At 39.4% G+C, this 17,074-nt stretch carries 10 protein-coding genes and 1 pseudogene; 7 read left to right on the top strand and 4 right to left on the bottom strand.

Annotated features, from left to right (window positions below; all coding sequences use genetic code 11):
• Positions 1 to 15: 15 nt before the first annotated feature.
• The 3 genes and pseudogenes from SCSH_RS07845 to SCSH_RS07835 form a co-directional block, all read right to left on the bottom strand.
• Entirely contained in the window at positions 16 to 852 is an 837-nt protein-coding gene (locus SCSH_RS07845) for a sugar ABC transporter permease (protein ID WP_057491333.1), read from the bottom strand.
• Positions 852 to 2,212 (bottom strand): annotated as a pseudogene (locus SCSH_RS07840) (carbohydrate ABC transporter permease). Before SCSH_RS07840 ends, SCSH_RS07845 begins: the two are co-directional and overlap by 1 nt.
• A gap of 64 nt (positions 2,213 to 2,276) precedes the next feature.
• On the bottom strand, positions 2,277 to 3,524 hold the full coding sequence (locus SCSH_RS07835) for an extracellular solute-binding protein (protein WP_057491332.1): 1,248 nt from the start codon (positions 3,522 to 3,524) through the stop codon (positions 2,277 to 2,279).
• Positions 3,525 to 3,844: 320 nt separating this feature from the next.
• On the opposite strand from SCSH_RS07835, the gene SCSH_RS07830 reads away from it, so the two are divergent.
• The 7 genes from SCSH_RS07830 (at position 3,845) to SCSH_RS07800 (ending at position 13,785) form a co-directional block, all read left to right on the top strand.
• Positions 3,845 to 4,867: a LacI family DNA-binding transcriptional regulator gene (locus SCSH_RS07830; RefSeq protein WP_057491331.1), complete on the top strand. Its 1,023-nt coding sequence runs from the start codon at positions 3,845 to 3,847 to the stop codon at positions 4,865 to 4,867.
• Between the two features lie 824 nt (positions 4,868 to 5,691).
• Positions 5,692 to 7,251: a 4-alpha-glucanotransferase gene (gene malQ / locus SCSH_RS07825; RefSeq protein ID WP_057491330.1), complete on the top strand. Its 1,560-nt coding sequence runs from the start codon at positions 5,692 to 5,694 to the stop codon at positions 7,249 to 7,251.
• On the top strand, positions 7,223 to 9,499 hold the full coding sequence (gene glgP / locus SCSH_RS07820) for a glycogen/starch/alpha-glucan family phosphorylase (protein WP_057491355.1): 2,277 nt from the start codon (positions 7,223 to 7,225) through the stop codon (positions 9,497 to 9,499). The genes malQ and glgP overlap by 29 nt, the downstream gene beginning before the upstream one ends.
• Before the next feature lie 141 nt (positions 9,500 to 9,640).
• A complete protein-coding gene (locus tag SCSH_RS07815) occupies positions 9,641 to 10,102 on the top strand; it encodes a flavodoxin (protein ID WP_057491329.1) in 462 nt (153 codons plus the stop codon).
• Positions 10,103 to 10,120: 18 nt separating this feature from the next.
• Positions 10,121 to 10,918, top strand: a complete 798-nt coding sequence (locus SCSH_RS07810) for an aldo/keto reductase (RefSeq protein WP_057491328.1) — start codon at positions 10,121 to 10,123, stop codon at positions 10,916 to 10,918.
• Between the two features lie 36 nt (positions 10,919 to 10,954).
• On the top strand, positions 10,955 to 11,941 hold the full coding sequence (locus SCSH_RS07805) for an aldo/keto reductase (protein ID WP_057491327.1): 987 nt from the start codon (positions 10,955 to 10,957) through the stop codon (positions 11,939 to 11,941).
• A gap of 83 nt (positions 11,942 to 12,024) precedes the next feature.
• The gene (locus SCSH_RS07800; RefSeq protein WP_057491326.1) at positions 12,025 to 13,785 is read left to right on the top strand and encodes a 1-deoxy-D-xylulose-5-phosphate synthase; all 1,761 of its coding nucleotides are present in this window, start codon (positions 12,025 to 12,027) and stop codon (positions 13,783 to 13,785) included.
• Positions 13,786 to 14,915: 1,130 nt separating this feature from the next.
• Here the strand turns inward: SCSH_RS07800 and SCSH_RS07795 are convergent.
• Positions 14,916 to 16,763, bottom strand: coding sequence for a beta-glucoside-specific PTS transporter subunit IIABC (locus SCSH_RS07795; RefSeq protein ID WP_082581964.1), 1,848 nt, complete (start codon positions 16,761 to 16,763; stop codon positions 14,916 to 14,918).
• Between the last annotated feature and the right edge of the window lie 311 nt (positions 16,764 to 17,074).

The following is a 17,074-nucleotide window of genomic DNA, read 5'->3' as shown; positions in this document are numbered from 1 at the left end:
CTTACCTTACTAATTCTATTTGACTGATCCGCCAGTGATACCTTCAACATAGTATTTTTGCATGAAGATAAAGAGCAGGGTGATTGGAATGGCGATTAAAACAGAGCCTGCCGCAAAGGTCATAAACCAGTTGTTGATAGTGTCTGCTTGCAGCATAGAGAAGAGTCCGATAGCTACCGTGTATTTGCTTGTAGCATCTCCTAAAATCACCTGAGCAAAGATAAAGTCAATCCAAGGACCAATGAAGGCCAGAAGTGCTGTATAGACGATGATTGGTTTAGAGAGTGGCAGGGTAATTTTGAAGAAAATATCCATGCGCGTTGCTCCGTCAATCATAGCAGATTCATCAAGTGAGTAGGGAATCGTATCAAAGAAACCTTTAGCAATATAAAAGGTCAAGGCAGCTCCGGCTGAATAGACAAGAACAAGAGAAGTCAAGGTTTGTGTCAGATTGAGAGCCTTTAGGATATAGTAAATGGCAATCATGCTCATAAAGCCAGGAAACATATTGAGAATGAGGGCTAACTTTAATAAGCCGTTGCGGTGTTTAAATTTAATGCGGCTGAGGGAATAAGCCATGGCGACCGTAATAAACGTTGACAAAATACAAGAAGCAACAGCTACGGCAAGTGTATTTAAAAACCAGCGGCCGTAAGGGAAGGAAGAATTGGTAAAGAGTTTAATATAATTATCAAGAGTCCATGTTTTTGGAATAAAGTAAGTTACATAGGCTGTTCCTTCACCGCGAAAACTGGTAAGAATCACCCAGGCAATGGGGAGAAGCCAGATGAACGATAATATGATGAGCAAAATATAGGTGAGTCCCAGTTGGAGTCGTCTTTTCCTTTTCATTATTTAATTGCTCCTTCCTTATAAGATGCTGAGTGTGTATAAGCCAAGAGGCTGAAGACCGCTGAGATGACAAAGATGACAATGCCAATAACAGAAGCCAAATTGTAATCTGCTGCGCTTACAGTCAGCTTATACAGCCAGGTAACCAGCAAATCGGTGCTGCCAGCCTGATAAAACTGAGAATTAGTAGGCCCGCCGCCGGTAAGCAGATAGATAACATTGAAATTATTAATATTACCGATAAACTGTTGAATTAAAGACGGCATCATGATAAGAAGAATCTGCGGGAAAGTAATTGATTTGAAAATCTGGAATTTACTTGCGCCATCAATTTCAGCGGCTTCAATCTGCTCACTAGGCAAATTCATAATGATACCAGTTGCAATTAGCATGGTAAAGGGAATACCAACCCACATATGACAAAGATAATAGATACTTTTGCCCACAAAGGATCTGATAAAAAGGGCAGAGGATGCGAAATCAATCCAATTTTTTCCAAAAGAGCGTTAAAAGGTCCTTGGTCATTGAGGAAATTCCGCATTAGCAGCAGTGAAATAAATTGCGGCACAGCAATAGTGATAACAAAAACTGTCCGCCACAGTTTCTTTAATCTAAGACCTTTGGCATTGATAATGAGGGCCAAAATAACACCGAAAATAAAGTTGGTCACTGTTGCAAAAACGGCCCAAATCAGTGTCCAAGATAAAACAGGGAAAAAGGTTCCTGCCATCCGACCGTTTAAAACATTGCCAAAGTTAGCTAGGCCTACCCAATCAAAGAGTGATTTAGGCGGTAAGTGATTGTGGTCATAGTTGGTAAAGGCCAGACAAATCATATAAACCAGCGGCAAAATAGTAAAGAGCAAAACTCCGATTAAAGGAACTGCCATCAAGGTCATATGGAAGCGTCCGTTTGCCAGGGTCATAAAATCTTCCTTGAAAGAAGGAACCTTGGCTCCAGTCTTTTTAATGACATAGAGATTTCGGGCGCTTTTTAAATTGCACCAATAAATATAGGCGAAAACCAAGCAAAAAATCAGTGATGCTAAGCCGAAAATCAGCATAAGCATGGAATTATCCCCTTCAACGGCGACTTGCAGCTTAACTCCGTCAACCACCTTTTCTTTCATCCCCTGTGTTTGGCTGCCCAGTGTTATTAAGCCCTGAAAGGATGGAATAACTTGGGTTACAAAAGCGATTAAAAAGGCAATTTCACTTATAAGAAAAAGGAAACCCTTGATAAACTGCTTATTGACTAGGTTGGCAAATCCCATAATGAAAAAGGATAATTTGATGTCTATACTGCCTTTTTTAAAGGCCTCTGGCACAGACACCTGATCATATAAAGATGAATTAGCCATGTATATCTCCTTTGTTTATCCGATTAACAAAAGTGAGGAGATGTGACTCCCCTCACTATGATATTTATTTAGCAGCTGCTAAATCTTTATCAAATTGTTTCAATTTAGCAAGGTAATTACTTTCTTTTATCTTACCATTATAAGTATCACTGAGAATAGCAGCACTTTCATTCCAGAATGTTGTCATTTGGCTTAGTTTAGGCATAACCATTGTGTAATCTGAAGATGAGCCCATTTTAATAACAGCCTGCGCTAATTCATTGTTTTGAACAGCTGCAGAATTTTGAACGGTCTTGTTAGACGGAATGATATTGCGTCCCTTATCCTTGAATTGATTTTCCTGACTTTCGGCACTGGTGAGATAAGATGCTAATTTATAGCTGGCAGCGATACGTTTTGTATTGCCTTTAGACGGTGCTTGATTGACAGCATAAAGTTTGACCCCTAAAAAGGCTTTTTGCTGAACAACTTTACCATCAATATTGATAGTTGGATAAACTGTAACAGCAAGATTTTCTTTGCCGATAGCTTTTTGTGCAGCTTCATAGTCCCAAGGTCCTGACTCAAAAGCAGCTACAGCGCCGTCACCAAATTTGGACATGACATTATTATCATCGAGGTTAACAAAGCCTTTGTTTGTTTTTTGGCTGGCAATCCATTTGAGAACAGACACACCGGCCTCATTGCCCCAATTTGTACCATCAACGTCTTCACCGTTTTCTCCGAAGATTTTATCACCGACGGATAAAAAGAGAGGTGCAGTAGCATAGGCATTAACTTGTTTTAGTTTTGCCCCGAAGGCTGCCTTGCTGGTAATGGTTTCATAGGATGTAACATCTTCAGCTGACAATTTAGATTTATTGTAGTAGAGGACTTGAGATTCAATACCAAATGGGAAGGCATAAGTTTTGCCCTTGTATTTGGCACCAGCACTAGCTTGCTCTGTTTCGTTTTTAGCGATTTCGTTAGTATACTTTTCTGGAATTTCCTGAATAACACCAGCCTCAACCAACTGACCTAATTGATCGTGCGGCAGAGAAAAGACGTCTGCTGCAGTACTAGGGTCCTTTTTAATCTTTTCTTGAGCTTTTGGATCCTCAGATTCGATGACTTTAACCTTGTAGTTGGAATCTTTTTCGAATTTTTTCACAATGTTTTCATAAGATTTTTTAGCTCCTGTTGGAACCCAAAGTTTAATGGTTTTGGGATCTGCTGAGCTGGATTTGGACTCCTTTGACCCGCAGGCAACAAGGATGCTGCTTGCAAGAGCAAGACTCGCACCGCCAATAAGTAATTTTTGCCATGTTTTCATAGCTTTGTTCCTCCTGAAAGTTTTTATCAAAAATACATCTTTTATTATGCAACCGTTTGCAAAAAAAGTCAAGTCTTTTTTAAAAAATATTTTAAAAAATAGATATTACCTGCTTTTAACGAATAACAAAGTCATGCAAACGCTTGTTTTAATAAGCTTTTAAGCGGATAAATAAAGTAAAAACTAATACGTCAAACTGCCATATCTTAAATAATTAAATGAGACAGAACTTTTTGGCCACTCTCTTAATTTTCTAATAATCTTGTAAGTCAGGAAAATCTGTTGTAAAATAGAATTCAGCAAAAACAAAGGAAAATGATATGGTTACCATTAAAGATGTAGCAAAAAAGGCTGGTGTCAATCCCTCCACTGTCAGCCGGGCTCTAAAAAACAGTTCATCAATTTCTCAGAAAACTAAAGACCGTGTCAAAAGAGCCATGAATGACTTGGGTTATGTTCCAAATCTGGCAGCCCAAATGCTAGCCAGTGGTCTAACTTATTGTGTAGGTGTGGTTTTACCTCCTCTGTCTGGTCCGGATCGGCTGAGTGAGCCCTTTTTTATGGAAATTTTAACAGCAATCAATGGTGAAGCAACCATCAATAATTTTACGGTTTCCATTGCTACCAGCGACACCCTGTCAGATTTGGAAAGTCAGGTTCAGCTCATGTATCGCCAAAAGCGAGTCGATGGATTTATTGTCCTTTATTCGGAAGAAAAGGATCCTGTCTGTCAGTTTCTTATGAAATACAAGATTCCTTTTGTTATTATAGGAGCGCCGGTAGACTACGAAAATGAAACCACATATGTTGACAATGATAACCAGCTGATGGCCAAAACAGCAGTTAACTATCTCAACCAAAGAGGGCATCAAAAGATTTTGTTTGTCACCAATGATCAAAAGAGTGAAATCTATCTTGAACGCTACATTGGTTACCAAAAAGGAATGATGAAATTAGGATTAAAGTCTTATAACAGTGCTTTGTTTGATTCCAAACGGCCGGAGCTGCTAGAAGCTTTTATTGAGACAATTCAAAGGGAAAAAATAAGTGCTTTGATGATTATTGGGGATGTTTTGTCTATTAAAATCATACAGTTTCTGTCTTATTACGGCTTTACTGTGCCAGATGACATATCAATTGTTTCTTTTAACAATTCCAGTTATGCAACTATTTTGCATCCTTATTTGACTACCTTTGATATTAATGTCAGTAGTCTAGGAAGACTGAGTCTGCATAGATTGATAGAGAAGATTAAAGACAGTCAAACACAAAATGAAAAAGTGATTGTTCCTTTTACCTTAGAGGAACGCGAGAGTGTTCGCAATCTCAAAAAGAGAAACTAAATTTTTTACTAAAAAGAGCGGAAGAAGTGAGCTTTGATATGATTTCATGGCATTCTTACCGTTCTTTTTTATTTTTTTCTAAAAATTCTTGACTTACGCAAACGCTTGCGTTATAATTCTCTTATCTTAGCAAATAATAGAACACGGCTACGACACTGTGCAAAAAGATAGCTTCTCCCAGAGTCCTTTGACTCTTGGTTTTAAATTCGTCGTAGACGTCTGAACTCTCTGAGCCTTGCAGGCGTTGAGAGTTCTAGTCGTCCTGACGAGGGTGAGTCAACGAAATCTCAGATTTCTGACTTACCGCTTATTTTGCTTTGTGTCGCTCACGCCTTTTGCGACACTTCGTTTGGTTAGTCGATTTTACTAAGCAAACGAAGTTAATGGGAGAGGCAGCCAATTCACTATGGTGATTGGCGTTTGTTATCAAGTGCAGAGCACTTAGATAACAAGCCTCTGCCGTATCTTATGTAACTGAACACGAGCTGCGAGCTGTGTCAAAAAGATAGCTTCTCCTAGAGTCCCTTGACTCTTCGTCGAACCTCCTATTTTGACTTTGCTCGCTAACGCTCTTTGTATCTTGTTAATTGAACACGAGCTGCGAGCTGTGTCAAAAAGATAGCTTCTCCTAGAGTCCTGTGACTCTTCGTCGAACCTCCTATTTTGACTTTGCTCGCTAACGCTCTTTGTATCTTGTTAATTGAACACGGGCTAAAATCCTAGTAAAAAAATAAACGTCCTTGTGTCTTAGCGACACAGCGTCCGTTTCCTATTTTTATACGGATTTCTTAACGCCCTTAGTATCTTAATTAAAGGAGAAAAGTATGGAAACACGTGCAAGTGGTGTTTTGCTGCATATCAGCTCTCTTCCTGGAAAGTTTGGTATTGGCACCTTTGGTCAGGAAGCCTACCGTTTTGTTGATTTTCTTAAAGAAACCAATCAAACCTACTGGCAGCTATTGCCTTTGACATCAACAAGTTATGGAGACTCTCCTTATCAATCTTTTTCTGCAGTTGCCGGCAATGTTAATTTTATTGACTTTGATTTACTGCGAGAAAAAGGGCTGCTTCAGGAAGCAGATTATGCGACGGTCTCCTTTGGAGATGATGAAGAAGCTGTTGATTATGCCCTTTTGTTTAAAGTTCGCAGGCCAATTTTAGAAAAGGCTGTTGCCAACTTTTTGACAGCTGAAAAAAATCGTGAAAAATTAAAAGTTTTTGAAGAGCAAAATGAGACTTGGCTTGATGATTATGCTGAGTTTATGGCCATAAAAGAACATTTTGGCCACAAGGCCCTGCAGGAATGGGGAGATAAAAAGGCTATCCAACGTGATGAAGAGCGACTGGTTCATTATCGGCGTCTCCTAGCTGATGAGATTAATTATTACAAGGTTACTCAGTATTTCTTTTTTGAACAATGGCTGGCGCTTAAAGCATATGCCAATAAGAAGCATATCAAAATTATTGGCGATATGCCTATCTATGTTGCCAAGGACAGCGTTGAAGTCTGGACCATGCCTGAGCTCTTTAAAATGGATGAAAATTTGGAGCCTTTATCGGTTGCTGGCTGTCCACCAGATGAATTCAGTGACGAAGGACAGCTCTGGGGAAATCCTATCTATGACTGGAAAAAGCATAGGGAAACAGGTTTTGCCTGGTGGATTTACCGTATTCAAGAAAGCTTCAAAATTTATGATATTCTGCGGATCGATCATTTTAAAGGTTTTTCAGACTACTGGGAAATTGAAGGAGACTCAAAAACAGCTAGGAAAGGCTGCTGGCAGCCGGGCCCTGGCATAGCACTTTTTAGAGCTGTTCAAAATGTTTTGGGGGATCTACCGATTGTTGCTGAGGATCTGGGTTATGTTGATGACAGAGCAAGGCAGCTTTTAAAAGATACTGGCTTTCCTGGCATGAAAATTTTAGAATTTGGTTTTTATGATTTAACTGGACACAGTATTGATATTCCGCATCATTACACCCCCAATAGTGTTGCTTATATCGGAACTCATGATAATGAAGTTGTCAACGGTTGGTATGACAGCCTTAGCGTAGAACAAGAAGAATTTGTTGATGCCTATACCCACCGAAAACCGATTGAGCCGGTTAATCAGGCCATGCTGCGGCTGCTTTTCTCAACCGTCAGCAATACAGTGATTTTGACCATGCAGGATCTGCTCAATAAACCTGCCAGCTCACGCATGAACACACCATCTACCATTGGTGGTAACTGGCAGTGGCGCATGCGGGCCAAAGATCTGACTCAAGACAAAAAAGACTTTTTAATTGCATTAACTAAACTATATCAAAGAGGAAATGAAGAAAATGACATCAAAGAAAGAGGAAATGAAGAAAATGACACAAAACATAAAACAGTTCAGTAGTTATGTTCAGGAAAAAACTGGTCAAGACCTGTCACAATTAAACAATGCAGAGATTTACCTTCAACTGCTGCACTTTGTTAAAGAAGCTGCTGAAGGTATGCCAAAAAACACATCAAAACGTAAGGTTTACTACATTTCTGCTGAATTCCTCATTGGGAAGCTGCTGTCCAATAATTTGATCAATCTTGGTCTTTATAAGACTGTTAAAGACGAGCTAACTGCTGCTGGTAAGTCCATGGCTGAAGTTGAAGATATTGAATTGGAACCATCGCTTGGAAATGGTGGTTTGGGGCGCTTAGCTTCTTGTTTTATCGATTCTATGTCAACGCTGGGCATTAATGGTGAAGGTGTCGGTCTCAATTATCACTGCGGTCTGTTCAAGCAGGTTTTCCGTAACAATCAGCAGGAGGCCAAAGCTGATTACTGGATTGAAGATGATTCGTGGCTGGTTTCGACTGACATTTCCTACGATGTGCCTTTCCGTGACTTTACCCTTAAATCTGCATTAAAACGTATTGATATTTTGGGTTATCACAAGGACAGCAAGAATTATCTTAATTTGTTTGATATTGATGGGATTGATTACGGTCTGATCAAGGATGGTATTACCTTTGATAAGACAGAAATCAAGAAAAATCTAACTCTTTTCCTCTATCCGGATGATTCTGATAAAAATGGGGAATTGCTGCGTATTTATCAGCAGTACTTCATGGTTTCAAATGCGGCTCAGCTCTTAATTGACGAAGCTTTGGAACGCGGCTCAAACCTGCATGATTTAGCGGATTATGCCTACGTGCAAATCAATGACACGCATCCGTCCATGGTTATTCCAGAACTCATCCGTCTTTTGAACGAAAAACATGGTCTTGACTTTCATGAAGCAGTTGATATTGTCAAAAATATGGTCGGATACACTAACCATACTATCTTAGCAGAAGCCCTTGAAAAATGGCCTCTGGATTATTTGGAAGAGGTTGTACCGCATCTAGTTGTCATTATTAAAAAATTGGATGAGCTGATTCGTGCTGAATATGCCGATGAAACAGTACAAATTATCGATAAGTCTGATCGCGTTCATATGGCACACATGGATATTCACTTTTCAACCAGTGTCAACGGAGTAGCTGCTCTGCATACTGAGATTCTTAAAAATAGTGAGCTCAAGCCTTTCTATGATATTTATCCTGAAAAATTTAATAATAAAACCAACGGGATTACCTTCCGTCGCTGGCTGGAATTTGCCAACCAAGAATTGGCGGCTTATATCAAAGAATTGATTGGCGACGGTTATCTTGAAGATGCGACAGAGCTAGAAAAATTAGATGCTTTGGCAGCAGATGAAGCAGTCCATGAGAAACTGTCACAAATTAAATATGACAACAAGCTGGCTCTCAAACGTTACTTAAAAGCTAATAAAGGTATTGATTTGGATGAAAATTCGATCATTGATACACAAATCAAGCGTTTCCATGAATACAAACGTCAGCAGATGAATGTCCTCTACATTATCCATAAATATTTGGATATTAAAAAAGGGAATCTGCCAAAACGCAAGATTACACTGATCTTTGGCGGTAAGGCAGCTCCTGCTTATATCATTGCTCAGGATATTATTCACCTGATTCTCAGCCTTTCAGAATTGATTAATAAGGATCCTGATGTCAGCCCTTATCTGAATGTTTTCCTTGTTGAGAACTATAATGTCACTGTGGCTGAGCACTTGATTCCGGCTTCTGATATTTCAGAGCAAATCTCACTGGCATCTAAAGAAGCTTCCGGCACTGGTAACATGAAATTCATGTTAAATGGCGCTCTGACGCTAGGAACCATGGACGGTGCCAATGTTGAAATTGCTGAGCTTGTTGGTCAGGAAAATATCTATACCTTTGGTAAGGATTCAGATACCATTATCGATATGTATGACAAGGCTTCTTATGTGTCTCGTGATTATTATGAAGGCGATGAAGATATTAAAGAAGCGGTGGACTTCATTGTCAGTGATGAATTGCTTAAAGTCGGTAATAAAGAGCGTTTAGAACGCCTTTACAATGAACTGATTAACAAAGACTGGTTCATGACTCTCATTGATTTAAAAGAATACATTGCTAAGAAAGAAGAAGTTTACGCGGACTATGAAGACCGTAATGCTTGGAACACCAAAGTCGTTCATAACATTGCTAAAGCTGGTTTCTTCTCATCAGACAGGACCATTGAACAATACGACAAGGATATCTGGCATAGTTTGTAAAAAGATGTAAAATCTGGGATTGTTTCTGATTCCAGATTTTTTTCATATTTGTCTTGAAAGTTTAACTATTTATTTTTACTTGACTTGGAGTTGACTTTAAGGTTTATAATGAAAGCAGCTTAATTAAAGGAGGAAAAAGCTATGACAAAAACGCTTGTTCTCTATTTTTCAAATACTGGAAACACAAAAAGAGCTGCTGAAACTATAGCTCAGGAATTGGGTGCTGATCTCTATCGCATTCTGCCTGAAAATGCTTATACGACAGAAGATTTGACATGGACTAATGCAAGCTGTCGGGCGAATCAAGAACAAAATGATGAAGACAGCCGTCCTGCTTACCGCGGAACTCTGCCAGATTTGACTCCTTATAATCAGGTAATTATTGGCCATCCGATTTGGTGGGGAATCCCTCCTAAAATTATCCGTACAGTTCTTGAAAATCTTGATCTGACAGGGAAAAAAGTAGCTGCTTTTGCAACTTCAGGCGGCTCTACTTATCATGATGCGCAAAAGGTGATGGAGCAGTGGACTGGTCTTAATCTGCCGCAGGGCCGGATTTTATCAAGTCCATCCAGTATTAAAAACTGGCTAAAAACGATTTAGTCCAAGAAAGAAGTTTATATGGAATATGTTACTTTAAATACAGGCAATAAGATGCCAATCCTAGGACTGGGTGTTTATCAAATTCCTGAAAAAGACACGCAGCGAGCTGTCAGCGATGCTATTACTCTTGGTTATCGGCATTTTGATACTGCTCAGTACTACGGCAATGAAGCGGGAGTAGGGCAGGCAATGAAAAAATCAGGTTTTGCCCGAAAAGAGTTTTTCATCACCACAAAATTAGCTACCTCTGGTTATAAAAGGACTAAGAAGCAAATTGCGCATGCTCTTAAGGCATTGCAAACTGATTATATTGATCTTATGCTTATTCATTGGGTAGTAAGAGATTATCAAGGAACTTATCGTGCTCTTGAAGAAGCTTATCAGGAAGGAAGATTAAAAGCAATCGGACTTTCTAATTTTCAGCCTGATCTTATAGAGAATCTCTTAGAAACATGTGATGTCAAACCGGCGGTTTTGCAAAATGAGATGCATATTTTGCAGCAACAGGTGGTGACACGGCAGTTCACACAAAACAAAGGCATTCAGTTTGAATCTTGGGCTCCTTTTGGTGAGGGAAGACAGGACATATTCAAGCATCCGCTTCTGCAGGAAATTGCTCAGAAACATGCTAAAACAGTTGCTCAGGTGATTCTGCGTTTCATCACTCAGGAAGGGGTTGTGGCTATTCCTAAAACGATTCACAAGGAACGCATGGCAGAAAATATTGCTATCTTTGATTTTCAGCTATCAAATAATGAAATGGATGCAATCAGAAACCTTGATCAGAAAAAAAGCCTTTTTGGCTGGAACGGCTGAATCATAAAAATTACTATAACAACAAAGGAGACGATTATGGAATACACAAAATTAGGTAGAACAGGGCTTGAGGTATCTAAGATTTGCTTGGGCTGTATGAGCTTTGGCGATGCTAGTAAAGGATTTCACTCAGGGTGGCTTTTGGATGAGGAAAAAAGCAGAGTTATTATTAAAAAAGCATTGGACTTGGGAGTCAATTTCTTTGATACGGCTAATGTTTATGGTGCTGGCAGCAGTGAAGAGTACCTGGGCCGTGCCATTCGGGATTTTGCAGATCGTGAGGAAATTATTATTGCTACGAAACTTTTCTTTGGTGATGGTCAGCATGAAGGGCGCAATACAACCGGACTTTCACGCAAGGCGATTTTTAATCAGGTCAATGCCAGTCTCAAGCGTCTAGGAACGGATTATATTGATGTGCTTTACATTCATCGTTGGGACTATAATACGCCGATTGAAGAAACCATGTCAGCTCTTAATGATTTGGTCCGTTCTGGTAAAGTACATTATTTAGGAGCATCAGCCATGTATGCTTGGCAATTCCAGAAAGCTCAGTATACAGCTGAAAAGAATGGCTGGACCAAATTTTCTGTTATGCAAAATCATTACAATATGCTCTATCGTGAAGATGAACGCGAAATGATTCCATTTTGTAAAGATTCAGGTGTTGGCTTAGCACCTTACAGTCCCTTCGCAGCAGGCCGTGTTATCCGTGATTGGACAGCTGATACGGCTAGAAGCAGGACTGATGAAACAGCAAAATCCAAATATGACAGCACAGAAGAACAAGATATGGCTATCGTCAAGCGTGTCGCTGAACTGGCTGAAAAATATAATCATTCTCGTGCTCAGATTGCCCTTGCTTGGCTGTGGCAAAAGGGGATTGATGCTCCAATTATTGGTGTCACCAAGGAAAAATATCTAGACGATTTTATGGGTGCATTCGATCTAAAACTGACTGATGAAGATATAGCTTACCTAGATGAGAAATATCTGCCTCATAAGGTTGTAGGCGCTCTTTAATAAAAAACAGGAAAAGCCTTGACTTAGAGCGGACTTCAAGGTGTAGAATAATTACAATTGCTAATGGAGGGATTTTACACAATATGCTATTAGAAACGATTCAATCGCCGCAGGATTTAAAAGCTTTATCAATTGATGATTTGCATAAGGTTGCTGATGAAGCTAGGCAGGCTTTACTGGAAAAACTCAGTCATCATGGTGGGCACAATGGTCCCAATCTTGGTATGGTTGAAATGACTGTGGCTCTTCACTACGTTTTCAACTCACCAATTGATAAATTTATTTTTGATGTGTCTCATCAGTCTTACATTCATAAGATGCTAACTGGACGGGTGCAAGCATTTATCGATCCAGCCCATTATGATGATGTGTCAGGTTACACCAATCCTAAAGAAAGTGAACATGATTTATTCACTGTAGGTCATACGTCTACCTCTTTAGCCTTGGCTTCAGGAGTTGCCAAAGCGCGTGATTTGAAAGGGGAAATCTACAATGTGCTTGCTATCATTGGTGATGGTTCCCTTTCAGGCGGTCAAGCCTACGAAGGCCTCAATCAAATTGCTACAACAGGCAGCAATACGCTTGTTATTGTTAATGATAATGACCAGTCTATTGCGACCAATCCAAAGGGCGGTATTTACACAGCCTTGCGTAATTTACGTGAGAGCAAGGGTCAAGCAGCAGATAATTTTTTCAAAGCTTTAGGTTATGACTATCACTATCTTGATGAAGGTAACGATTTAAATAGTCTGATTGAGCTCTTCCAAGAAGTCAAAAATGCTAATCATCCTGTACTTTTGCACATTCATACCATCAAAGGTAAAGGATTTAAGCCTGCTGAAGCAAATCGCGAAGCATTTCACGCTGGCGGTCCCTTTAACCTTGAAACAGGTCAGTATCTTTCATCTGGTAATAGCGGAGCAACTTACAACAGCGTAACAGCAGATCTCATTATGGACAAGATGAAAAAAGATTCAACTGTGATTGCCATTAATGCTGGGACACCTATGCTTTTATTTAATCAAGAACAACGTCAAAAAGCTGGCAATCAATTTGTGGATGTGGGAATTGCTGAGCAGGAAGCTGCAACCATGACAACTGGTCTGGCTAAGAACGGTGCCAAGCCTGTTTGGGCTGTTTTCTCAACCTTTATGCAGCGTACTTATGATCAATTATCTCATGATATGGCTCTCAATAATCAAGCAGGAACTGTTCTTGTTTATGGGGCTTCTGTCAGCAGTATGAATGACGAGAGTCACTTAGGTTTCTTTGATATTCCTTTCTTATCACATATTCCCAATCTTGTTTATTTGGCGCCAACCAATAAAGAAGAACATTTGGCAATGCTTGACTGGGCGATTGAGCAAAAAGACCATCCGGTCGCTATCCGCGTTCCGGTTGGTCCACTGAGAGAAACAGGACTTGATGATGAGACAGATTATTCGATTCTCAATAAAAACCAAGTTACTCAAAAGGGTAGTCAGGTTGCACTCTTTGGCTTGGGCAATTTCTACGCTTTGGCTGAAAAGGTTGCTAAAGAATTAGCAGACAAGCATGGCATCACAGCAACAGTGGTTAATCCCAAATTTATTACCGGACTGGATACTGAATTGTTGGATTCACTGGCAGAAAATCATAAGGTGGTGGTGACCTTGGAAGACGGTATCCTAGAGGGCGGCTATGGTCAGACAGTTGCCAGCTACCTTGGCAACTCTAATCTGAAAGTACAAAACTACGGTATTGCTAAAGAGTTCCACGACCGCTACAATGCAGACGAACTTCTTGCTGAAAATGGTATCACTATAACTAATATCGTGAATCGTATTCTGGAAGAATTATCCTAAAACATCATTACTCATAGGCTTCTTACTCTTGATTAGGAAGCTCAGACTGAAGAAAAAGTCTATTTTCTCAAAAAATAATATTTTGTTATGATACTTTCCTTAGGTAGCACGGACGGCAAAACCAAACGCCAAGGCTATAGCTCTTGACTAGGTTTTGCATTAGATTGCCGTTAGAAATAATATCGATTTCTAGCGGCAATCGTCATAGCGACTTCCTTCGGAATTCCATATCTAAGTTCAAGATACAAAGGGCGTCTGCGGATAAAGGCAAAATAGGGAGTTCGACGCGGAATCATTAAGATTCTAGGCGGACTCATCTTTTTGCCACAATCCGCAGCCCGTGTTCAATTAAGATTTTGAGCCTAGGTCTCAAAATCTCCGAGAGGCGGAAACTCGATGTTTCTGCCTCTTTTGCTACATAGGAAAGTATCGGGTTAGGCTTTGATCATTTCTATATCATTTTATAAAAATGGAAAGTGATACTATTTTATAATGAAACTTTAGAGAGAATTTAGTTTTGGGAGTTTGTCTACACCTACTCTTGACTAGGAAGCTTTTTCTTGTTCATGCAAAGAACTTGATGATTTACCGCATGCAAATTAGTGCTAATTCAGAATTGGACTTGAGACTTTACTTAGTTTATTCTCCCTACACTGATATTTTCTTGCTTTTTTGGCTTTGCAACAACAATGAAGGTGATTTTTGTAAAATTTGATATCAAGCACCTTTGAATATAAAAAGAGAGTGGGACCAAAAATCGGTAAATCGTGATTTTATCACGATTTACCGATTTTACCGTCCCACCTCTGCATAATTGATTAGGGATTGACATGAACTAACGTTCATAGAATTGGATATCCTCCAACAGTTTTCCAAACTGTTGGAGCTATCACTTGCCTAGTACTTAAACAGTCCAGTGGACTGTTTAAGGCGGACACCTGAAAATTAAAAGGTGTCCAGACAAAGACCACCAATCAGCAGTGGTTCATTGGTGCTAAAGCACCTAATGAACTGTGCAGGGGTAAGACTTCTTGACCTAGCCAACAAGTCTTACTCCCAACCACTGCGTCAAAGACTTACTCCAAAAAATACTGAACGAGTTTCTGCCCATCCTCTTTTTGGCAATGATATTATTTATTCAGCTCTAAGATTAAATCACCTGCCTTGTTAAATTGGTTGTTTCTAGCATAAATTGCTGAGTAATTCTTGCTGTTTGTAACGATGACCATAACTTGACTTGAAAAACCAGCGTCTTCGATGACTTGCTTGTCAAAAGAAATTAATTTTTGTCCTTGATTAACATGTTCACCTTGTTTAACAAAGCTCTCAAAACCCTTACCAGCAAGATCAACAGTATTAATTCCGATATGAATAAGCAGCTCAGCTCCGTTGTCTGAAATTAAACCAATAGCATGTTTAGTTGGAAATAATGTTGCTACGGTTCCAGCGAAAGGAGCTAGAATATCGGTTGTTTGTGGAAGTATGACAACCCCTTCTCCCATAATTTTTGAGGCAAAAACCTCATCGTCAGATTTTTCAATTGGAAGAACTTCACCCGAAAGTGGGGCAACAACTTCTTGATTGGTAAAAATATCAGGTATTGTTTGTTCAGCAGGAGTATCTTTTTCAAAATGTTTGGCCAAGAAGAAAGTGATAATAGCAGTTGAAACAATTGAAATCAAGATAGCGATAATAATATTGTAAAAGAAGGTCATACTGTTATCTCCAATGTAGAGGAGAACAGCTGGAAGACCTGATGAACCGGTTGCAAAGCGATGCGTATGTGTTAAACCTGCATAGAGTCCGCCAAGTCCTCCACCAATCATAGAGGCAATTAGAGGATAGCGCTTAGGAAGATTGACTCCGTAAAGAAGAGGTTCAGTAATTCCCATGTAAGCCGTGATAAAACCTGGAATAGCAGTTTCTTTTGTTTTCTTATCTTTGATGACGAAAGCTACAACAGCACCAGCAGTGGCTTGTGCCATGTTAGAGCAGACACAGCCAGGTCCGAAGATAGAGTCATAACCTAACTGAGACATTTGCATGATGCCAAGAGGAGCAACACCATTGTGTATACCAAACATAACCATGATAGGTAAGAATGCTCCGATTAATAAGGCTGGTGCCCAGCTGGCATTATCAGCAAGAAATGTAAAGAATGTTGCAAGGTAACCACCAAGAATGGCTCCAATTGGACCGAGAACTGAGAAGGCTAGTGTTCCCATGATAAGGAAGGTCAGCATAGGAACAAAAACGAGATTGATAGACTTTGGAACATATTTATTAAGAAATCTTTCAACATAAGACTGAACAAAAATAATCAAAATAATTGGAATGACACTCGAACTATAATTTGCTAAAGTAAAGGGAATGATGTCAAAAAAGTGTACGGGTTTAGCTGCTGTTACCAGAGCAGTCCAATTAGGATGCAGCATCATAGCAGCGACACCGACTGCCAGAATTGGATTACATTTTAATTTTTGCGCTTCAGTAAAGGCAATGATGATAGGTAAGAAATAGAAGACACCATCTGAAAATAAGTTAAGCAGATAGTAGGTCTGTGAATCTGTGGTGAAAATATGGAAAACCACAAGGAGAGCCAGAACTGCTTTAACCATACCTGCACCAGAGAGGGCTGGAATAATCGGTTGGAAAGTACCTGCCACAAAATCAATAATGGTATTTAAAACACCTTTTTTCTCTTCTGTTGTCGAGGTGTCAGGTGAAATATCAACGAGTTTTTCAATCTCTTCAAAAACATCAGCAACATGAGTACCAATAACAATTTGATACTGACCGCCATTGATAATAACCTTGGTGACTCCATCAATATTCTCAACAGTTTCAGTGTTGGCTTTTAAGTTATCGGCCAGTGTGAAGCGCAATCGCGTCTGGCAGTGATAAACATTGATAACATTATTTTTGCCGCCAATTGCTTTAATGATTTGAGCTGCCAAATTTTGATATTCTTTTGTCATAGCACAAACTCCTGTCAAATTTTTATTTGCTGAGCTAATCTTAGCACAGCAAAAAAGCCCTTTCAAGGGCTTGAAAATGGGTTGGCATAAGGTTTCATTTTAGAAAATAGCAGAGCTAAAAAAATGATATTTTGTTTCAAAATAACTTTTATTCAAGACAGGTTGTAGACAAACTCTCAAACTGAATTCTCTCTAAAGTTTCATCATAGAATAGTATCACTTTTCGTTTTTGTAAGATGATATAGAAATAAGCGAAGCCTAATCTGATACTTTCTGATGTAGCAAAAGAGGCAGAAACATTGAGTTTCTGC

It is taken from the genome of Streptococcus orisasini (assembly GCF_001431045.1).
GTDB classification, from domain to species: domain Bacteria; phylum Bacillota; class Bacilli; order Lactobacillales; family Streptococcaceae; genus Streptococcus; species Streptococcus orisasini.
The sequence above is the reverse complement of the archived record's forward strand: the minus strand, read 5'-3'. Positions and strand labels throughout refer to the sequence as shown.

Coding starts and splice junctions, on each gene's coding strand:
- SCSH_RS07845 (WP_057491333.1), bottom strand. CDS start 852: ATGAAAAGGAAAAGACGACTCCAACTGGGACTCACCTATATTTTGCTC.
- SCSH_RS07835 (WP_057491332.1), bottom strand. CDS start 3,524: ATGAAAACATGGCAAAAATTACTTATTGGCGGTGCGAGTCTTGCTCTT.
- SCSH_RS07830 (WP_057491331.1), top strand. CDS start 3,845: ATGGTTACCATTAAAGATGTAGCAAAAAAGGCTGGTGTCAATCCCTCC.
- malQ (WP_057491330.1), top strand. CDS start 5,692: ATGGAAACACGTGCAAGTGGTGTTTTGCTGCATATCAGCTCTCTTCCT.
- glgP (WP_057491355.1), top strand. CDS start 7,223: ATGACACAAAACATAAAACAGTTCAGTAGTTATGTTCAGGAAAAAACT.
- SCSH_RS07815 (WP_057491329.1), top strand. CDS start 9,641: ATGACAAAAACGCTTGTTCTCTATTTTTCAAATACTGGAAACACAAAA.
- SCSH_RS07810 (WP_057491328.1), top strand. CDS start 10,121: ATGGAATATGTTACTTTAAATACAGGCAATAAGATGCCAATCCTAGGA.
- SCSH_RS07805 (WP_057491327.1), top strand. CDS start 10,955: ATGGAATACACAAAATTAGGTAGAACAGGGCTTGAGGTATCTAAGATT.
- SCSH_RS07800 (WP_057491326.1), top strand. CDS start 12,025: ATGCTATTAGAAACGATTCAATCGCCGCAGGATTTAAAAGCTTTATCA.
- SCSH_RS07795 (WP_082581964.1), bottom strand. CDS start 16,763: ATGACAAAAGAATATCAAAATTTGGCAGCTCAAATCATTAAAGCAATT.